Below are 7,564 nucleotides of genomic sequence, written 5' to 3'. Positions count from 1 at the left end.
TTCCGGGCTTTTCGTTCTATCAGGTTTATTTAACATGAGTCTGTTGTTCTTGGGGCGTAAGACTAACTGCGATCGAAAGGCTGTATCATAAATGGTAATTCATTTTTTTCATCAAGTTGAGTTCAGCCTGTACTGAGCCTGACGAAGTATCGAAACGCCCTGCAAGACATTTAAAAGCAAGCCCTTCGACAAGCTATCATTGACAGATTCCAATAGAATGGTCCGTCATTGCGAGGAACGAAGATAACCGAACGATTGAGTTCATGAATGCCTTTAAAAGCAACTGCAAAAATGAATAATCTTAATGCGCACGCTAGTAGCGATCGTTGTAAGATTGCTTCGTCGGCTGAAAAAGCCTTCTCGCAATGACGATACCTCTTAGTACCGACCTTCATCGGTACCGGAGCGAAGCGCAGCCCTGTAAAGCCCGCCCCTTGCGTAGCTTGGGGAACGCCCAAATGAGTTGCAGCTTTCAGTTGGCAATTTTTAGTCCAGTGGTTCTTTTTGGAGATATAATAGTTTTTTAACCGTTGAGGTCTTGGTAGATTGCCTTACACTATATATATTTAGGCATTAAAGTTTACAATTCCTTAATTTTAGTTAATTTAAAGCGATTTTTGAAACAATATTATGGGTATAGCGCAACTCGAAGAGCAAATTGAGGCTGGAAATTTACAAGCAGTAAAAGAAATTTTAATTGAAAATCCAAAATTGGCAAATGTTGATACTTCCCATCACATTTCGCCTTTATTATTGGCTTGTTATTACAAAAAACAGGAAATAGCTGATTTAATTGCTGAATTTGTAGATCATTTAACCTTGTTTGAGGCCTGTGCCGTTGGTAAATTCGACGCGGCTACGCTATTGATTTTTCAAAACCCTGCCAGTATCAATGAATTTTCTGAAGATGGTTTTACACCACTTGGTTTAGCCTGCTATTTCGGACATGAAGAATTAGCCCGTTTTCTGGTTTTAAAAGGCGCTGAGGTTAACCTGGCATCAAAAAACGGCTTCAATGTATTTCCTATCCACTCGGCAGTTGCAGCCAATAATTTTAATATTACTAAAATGCTCTTAGATGCGGGTGCATATCCAAATGTTTGCCAGAAAGCAGGTTTAGCTCCTTTACATACTGCCGCTCAACTCGGAAATATTGAACTGATAATTTTATTGTTAGAACACGGAGCGGAAGTTTCTTTACGTATGGAAGGCGGAAAACTCCCTGCAGATTTAGCCGCAGAAAAGGGCTTTAATGAAATTGCCGAAATTTTAAGAGACGATGATTAATTAGTCGTGAGTCTTCAGTCAAAAGTCTGATCTGGCAGCCCTTTTCCATCATCCATAATACTTCTTACGTTTTATTCCCAGATCCGCATTCGCATTCTTTTCATGTACGTCCTGATATCGAGCACTACGGCAGCCAAAAAATAGAACAGTATAGGAAAACCTACCGCCAAAAATGACGAATAAATAAAAAACAGACGCACTTTAGCAGTACTCATATTCAGCTTATTGGCTAAATAGGTAGACACTCCAAAACTCTGCTGTTCAAAATAAGTGATAATTCTCTGGAACATGTTAAGCTTATTTTAAAAATCTTAATTGCACTACACTAAATTAAAACTGTCCGAAAACATGATTTGCTTTCAGCAATCTAATTTAGGAAAATTAATTGGTTAAATTTTAATGGCAAACCAAAACGCATTTATTCCAAAATTAATTTTTCGAAATCCTGCTTATCTTCATGTTTTATAAAAAGCGTTTGTTGTTCTTCCAATCCCGAAAACTTTTTGATTAATTCTGCCTTAAACTGATGGATATCGACATCTCTGTTTAAAATAACAGTTAAGGCATCGGCATTACCCCTAACCTCAATAATCTGATTAGGATATAGTTCTTTTAGCTCGTGTGGAAATTCCATAATGTGGAAACAGATTATAGGGTGTAAAGTTTTACCGGAAAGCAGAAAAACTTAGGCCTGTTTTAAAATTTTAATTCCAATACCACAAGATAAGCATTTTTTCTCATCGCAATATTGCTTTTTTAGCTGCAAAATTCCCTGAGAGGCAAATGCGTTCATCATCTTCACGCCCGCTTCAGTATATTTATCGGTAATTGCATTTTGCTCTGCAGGCAAACTTTCTAACAGTTTTATTGCCCTACTGATAAAATATTGTGTTGCCGTATGTTTCCCATAAGCAAATAAAAACAAGGCTACGGTATTTAAAAGGATATTGTCTACTGATGTTTTTCCGATCTGGATATTTACGGAGGAAGCTACCTTTTTAAAATGATAATGTGTTTTCCAGTAATCGTTTACGGGCAGGTTTTCAAATAAGGTACGCAGTTCAGCCACATTCTTTATTTCCATAATTTTAGAAAAAAGATGATTGGCTTTGGTTATTAATGCTGCAAATTGTGCCAAACGAATGGTTGGGAAATTTTGTGGACGCATGCGCATAAATTTCCACAGTGAAACATCAATGGGTATAAGGTTATATTTCTTTTGGAGAAACTGAAATTCGGCTTTTAACTTTCGGGGATATTCTTCTTCAAAATGATCATTTAAAAAGCCTGCAGCACCAAAAACCAACGCTTCTATCTGATGTGGATTATTTTTATGCCTGGCATAAATATGCTGTGGAACTGCCTTGGCAAATAACTCAAAAGGCAGAGCGTTTATTTTGAAACCAAAATTACGGGCCATAAAACGGTAGAAAGTCTCATCCCAATTCCCGTTTAATTCATTTAAGGTTTCTGTAACAGCATTTGTTTTCTGCTCAAAACGCTCAATCAATGTTCTTGATAAAAAAGAATCTACGATTAACTCATCTACCCTTCCTATTTGGGCAATGCAAGGAAAATCAGTTAGGGTGAGGAACAGGTTTTCGTACTTGCTGATCAGATCCTTTGAAATCCGGCTCTTCAGTTCTAAAACCGGCAAAATGGTTCCATCCATCCTGGTTATTTCGGCATCATGCTGGTAAACAACATGTAAGATTACATTTTCATACGCAGGATTAACCTGGTGGTTGTGTTTTAACCAGTCAGATGATTTTAAATGAATTTCTACATTCCCCGCCCAGGTGGTATTACCCATTTCGATTTTTGCATGAAAAAAATCGGGACCAGAGTTTTTATTAAGCAAGCCCGGGTTTATGATTTTCAGATTTTCGCCACGTGTGGTTTGCAGATCGTTAAAATCGAACGACCTGAATTGCCAAACGTAATGAAGAAAATCTTCTGGAAAATTCATCCTTGAAGATAATAAATTTATTTGGCTACAACTAACTTATAAGTTTAAATTTTGAGCTTCTTTGGAGTAGTTGTTAAACACATAGGTAAACAAATAACGATTCTCACTTTTTTCGAATACAAAGTACCAGGTTGTTTTCTCACTGATATTAAAATGGATTAGCCAACTGCCATGATGAGAAATAGCCTTTGGAGCACTATAATATTGCTTCTTCACGATTTTACTTTCAGCGACATCAATCAATCTGATCACGTAATCTATAGCACTTTCGCGGATACTGAAATAGTTTTCGTAAAAAAGCACATCAACCAGTTCGTTAAGATAAAGCAGAACCGAGGGATTGAAGCGTACTATTTCCAAGGTAAGGCATTAATATGCTGAATGGCTGCTGCTTTAAATTCAGAAGCCGATAAACTTTCCTCCCACTTCGCATCAAAAGAATTATGCGTTGCGGGTGTCTTTACATAAGCTACCTGCTCTTCATTAACCACCGGAAGCTGGCCTTCATTTAAAACCCGCACCAGTTCTTTTTTTTCAGCAGCTGAAAGATTTTTTACATGCTCAAGTAACGATTTAAAGTCCATATCATCGAAAGGGTTGGTCATAAACAATTAAATATAGGAATTTTTTACACAAAGAAAAAGGATGAGCTATAGGCAAAATAATCAATTATATACATTATTAGAGCCTGTTTAAATTTTATTCAATACATTACTTCTCCTAGTTTGTCACACTGAGGGTTAATTAATTATTTAAAATCAATATGAGTGACGTAAAATTGTCTTCTCTTATCCTACACGCGGTCTTGCCTCGGCTCGCCGCCGCCGAAGGGCTCTTTCTTTTTGCTGCCAAAAAGAAACAAAAAACACCGGCTGAAAATTTATTCATTTGTTGTTTATAACTTTCAGCTGCATTCATGAGGGCTACGCCGTTTTCTTTTGAAGCTAATAGGTTGGCTTGGACGGTGCAGCCCGAAAAATTTGTTAGGCCGGATTTAAGTAGAACGGGGATACCGTACTATGGCCTAGCTGGATGGAAATGCGAAAGCAGTTAAAATGCTGATTAATAATTATTTGTAAAACAACGTCAATGGTAGCGAAGTCGATTGCTTCTCTTACTATAAAAAATTGTCTTCGACTACGCTCAGACTGACATACGAAATAAATTTTACTTAATTTTAAACAGGCTCTTAATATTGAATTGTGTACGATAAATTATTTCTCAAAGCAACAACCGATATTCAGTTTTTTTATACCAACCCTGCTTTAATCAAAATCTGCTCCATTTCCTGTTGCAGTTTTAAAGCCTCTTCCCTGGCTTTTTCGGCAAAGTCTTCTCCCTGGCTGGCATAGATAATCCCCCTTGATGAATTGATCAATAATCCGCATTGTGAGTTTAACCCATATTTACACACTTCGCTTAAATCTCCGCCCTGCGCACCAACCCCCGGCACTAAAAGGAAGTGATCTGGTGCCAGTTTACGTACATCGCCAAATGCCGCACCGCGTGTAGCCCCAACTACATACATCATCTGCTCAGCTGTTGCCCAGGTTTGCGAGGTTTTAATCACTTTTTCGAAGAGCCTGTCTGCTCCAATTTCCTGCAATTGAAAATCGGCATGCCCCGCATTCGAGGTTAAAGCCAATAGAATTACCCATTTATCTTTAAAAGTTAAAAACGGTGTTACCGAATCGCTGCCCATATAAGGTGCAACGGTAACCGAATCGAAACTCATATCAGACGATGCAGCGTTAAAAAAGGTTTCGGCATACATGGCAGAAGTATTTCCAATGTCGCCGCGTTTAGCATCAGCAATAGAAAAAATATCCTGTGGAATATATTTCCAGGTTTCAATTAAGGTTTCCCATCCTTTTTTGCCATAACATTCATAAAAAGCAGTATTGGGTTTATAAGCTACACACAAATCTTTTGTAGCATCAATAATTTGTTTATTGAATTCCAGAATCGGATTTTCGTATTTCAACAGGTGTTGTGGTATCTTATCTAACGAAGAATCTAATCCGACACATAAAAATGAACGTTTTTTTTGTATCTGCTCGAAAAGTTGCTGCTTTGTCATATATGGGCTTATTTGCTGCAAATATGAAGATTTTTAAGTTTTCTGAGCGACAAAATAATGCGCACATTAATTATTTTTATAAACATTTTAAACTTTTGCTTGCAGATTACGTTTCAAATACATACAATTGCACCATAATTTCTCAACCGTTTATCTGAATATCCCAGAAAAATTTATCAAGACTTGTTTTTTGTTACCATTTTTGAAAGCGATTGTCGCTTTGTATTCAGCTTATAAACAATATATGAAACATTTGAGTACATCCAATAACCAACTCATTTAGTTTTATAGCCTTAAGAACTTATGCACAATGAAAAGCCGGGCTTACATTAACACAAATATTTTTTAAGCCTGTGCAAATTTATAACAGAAAACATCCGTTATAAACAAATGAAAAATTTCTTGAAACATATATATTTAGAATGTTTAGTAAAACAGAATTAAATGATAAGCTCACAACAGAATTACGTGAGCTAGCAAAAAGCTATGGCATTGAAGGTGCCGACTCCCTAAGAAAAATCGACCTTGTTGAGGTACTTTTACACCAGCAAGAAATTATAAATGCCGCTAAAGCTGGTGCAGACCCTTATAGCGAAACCGAACCTGTTACAGCTACTCCTGCGCCTAAAACCAAAGCTGCAAAAGTACCAAAAGTTGCTGCCGCAGCTGCAGCAGCCGCTTCTACAGTGGTAGCTGATAAGCCTGCAGCTACTACAGCCGACAAGCCTGTTAAAAAAAGAGCAAGGTTAACAAAAGATGAGCCTGCAGCGCCGGTTGAAAGAAGAAGGGATGCGGTAACGTTATTTGACGAGCCTCAACACCAACAACAGCCGGAAAGACAGCCTGACAGGATTGTTGAAGGTGAAGAAAGTGTAAAACCAATCTCAGCTTTAATAGAAGAAAGTGCAGAAGTACTTCCGGTTGCTCAAAAACAAAAACAAGAGCCTAAAGAAAAACAGGAAAAACCGCAGCGTGACGAAAATCGCCAGCAAAAACAACCAAGTGGTGGCAATCACCACAAAAACGAAAACAGTTACTCGAACTTAGATTTCGATAACGTAATTACAAATGAGGGTGTTTTGGAAATTATGCCTGATGGTTATGGTTTCTTGCGCTCTGCAGATTACAACTACTTAACTTCTCCTGATGATATTTATGTATCTCAGTCTCAAATAAAACTTTTTGGATTAAAAACCGGTGATACGGTAAAAGGTAGCATCCGTCCGCCAAAAGAAGGCGAAAAATACTTCCCTTTGGTTCGTGTAGAAACCATTAACGGCAGAATCCCTGCTGAGGTTCGCGACCGTGTTCCTTTCGATTATTTAACACCGCTTTTCCCAACTGAAAAATTAAATTTATTTACGGATAACAGCAATTACTCTACCCGTATTATGGATTTATTTACACCAATTGGTAAAGGTCAACGTGGTTTAATTGTAGCACAACCTAAAACGGGTAAAACCAATTTATTGAAGGAGGTTGCCAATGCAATTGCTAAAAACCACCCTGAAGTTTATTTAATTATCTTATTAATTGATGAGCGCCCTGAAGAGGTTACCGATATGGCACGTAGTGTAAGGGCTGAGGTAATTGCCTCAACTTTTGATGAGCCAGCTGAGCGCCACGTTAAAATTGCCAACATTGTTTTAGAAAAAGCAAAACGTTTGGTAGAAAGCGGACATGATGTAGTAATCCTTTTAGATTCGATTACCCGTTTGGCCAGGGCTTATAATACAACAGCACCGGCATCAGGTAAAATATTATCAGGTGGTGTTGATGCAAACGCTTTACACAAACCAAAACGTTTCTTCGGTGCTGCACGTAACATCGAAAATGGTGGTTCATTAACTATTTTAGCTACTGCATTAACCGATACAGGTTCTAAAATGGATGAAGTGATCTTCGAAGAATTTAAAGGAACAGGTAACATGGAGCTTCAGTTAGACCGTAAATTATCTAACAAACGGATCTTCCCTGCAATTGATATTACCGCTTCAAGTACCCGTAGAGATGATTTATTGTTAGACAGAGATATTTTGCAACGTGTATGGATTTTACGTAACCACCTTGCTGATATGAACAGCCAGGAAGCAATGGAATTTGTTCAATCTCAAATAAAAGGAACAAAAAGTAACGAAGAGTTCTTAATTTCGATGAACAGCTAGTTTAAGGCTGGAAGGTAAAAGGTGTAAGGCTTAAGGTTCCTATTTGGATGCCTAAACCTTACA

General features: G+C 37.7%; 8 protein-coding genes. 2 read left to right on the top strand and 6 right to left on the bottom strand.

Annotated elements, in window-relative coordinates; genetic code table 11:
- Positions 1-630 precede the first annotated feature (630 nt).
- Positions 631-1,287 (top strand): ankyrin repeat domain-containing protein, encoded by a 657-nt coding sequence (locus IM793_RS21515; RefSeq protein WP_193424927.1) that lies wholly within the window; start codon positions 631-633, stop codon positions 1,285-1,287.
- Between the two features lie 71 nt (positions 1,288-1,358).
- On the opposite strand, the gene IM793_RS21510 is transcribed toward IM793_RS21515, so the two are convergent.
- The 6 genes from IM793_RS21510 to pyrF form a co-directional block, all read right to left on the bottom strand.
- Positions 1,359-1,577, bottom strand: a complete 219-nt coding sequence (locus IM793_RS21510; protein ID WP_132401036.1) for a PspC family transcriptional regulator — start codon at positions 1,575-1,577, stop codon at positions 1,359-1,361.
- 128 nt (positions 1,578-1,705) lie between these two features.
- Positions 1,706-1,921, bottom strand: coding sequence for a hypothetical protein (locus IM793_RS21505; protein WP_121282797.1), 216 nt, complete (start codon positions 1,919-1,921; stop codon positions 1,706-1,708).
- A 51-nt stretch (positions 1,922-1,972) separates the two neighbouring features.
- The gene (locus IM793_RS21500; protein WP_193424924.1) at positions 1,973-3,256 is read right to left on the bottom strand and encodes a DUF2851 family protein; all 1,284 of its coding nucleotides are present in this window, start codon (positions 3,254-3,256) and stop codon (positions 1,973-1,975) included.
- A gap of 36 nt (positions 3,257-3,292) precedes the next feature.
- Positions 3,293-3,616, bottom strand: coding sequence for a hypothetical protein (locus tag IM793_RS21495; RefSeq protein ID WP_193424921.1), 324 nt, complete (start codon positions 3,614-3,616; stop codon positions 3,293-3,295).
- Complete coding sequence (locus tag IM793_RS21490) at positions 3,607-3,861, bottom strand: hypothetical protein (RefSeq protein WP_193424919.1); 255 nt, start codon at positions 3,859-3,861, stop codon at positions 3,607-3,609. Before IM793_RS21490 ends, IM793_RS21495 begins: the two co-directional genes overlap by 10 nt.
- Before the next feature lie 644 nt (positions 3,862-4,505).
- Positions 4,506-5,336 carry an orotidine-5'-phosphate decarboxylase gene (pyrF, locus tag IM793_RS21485; protein ID WP_193424917.1) on the bottom strand — a complete coding sequence of 277 codons (831 nt, stop codon included), beginning with the start codon at positions 5,334-5,336 and terminating at the stop codon, positions 4,506-4,508.
- A 422-nt stretch (positions 5,337-5,758) separates the two neighbouring features.
- Here pyrF and rho point away from each other — a divergent pair, with 422 nt between their 5' ends.
- On the top strand, positions 5,759-7,501 hold the full coding sequence (rho, locus tag IM793_RS21480) for a transcription termination factor Rho (RefSeq protein WP_193424915.1): 1,743 nt from the start codon (positions 5,759-5,761) through the stop codon (positions 7,499-7,501).
- Positions 7,502-7,564 lie beyond the last annotated feature (63 nt).

This window comes from Pedobacter sp. MR2016-19 (genome assembly GCF_014947265.1).
Lineage (GTDB): Bacteria > Bacteroidota > Bacteroidia > Sphingobacteriales > Sphingobacteriaceae > Pedobacter.
The sequence above is the reverse complement of the archived record's forward strand: the minus strand, read 5'-3'. Positions and strand labels throughout refer to the sequence as shown.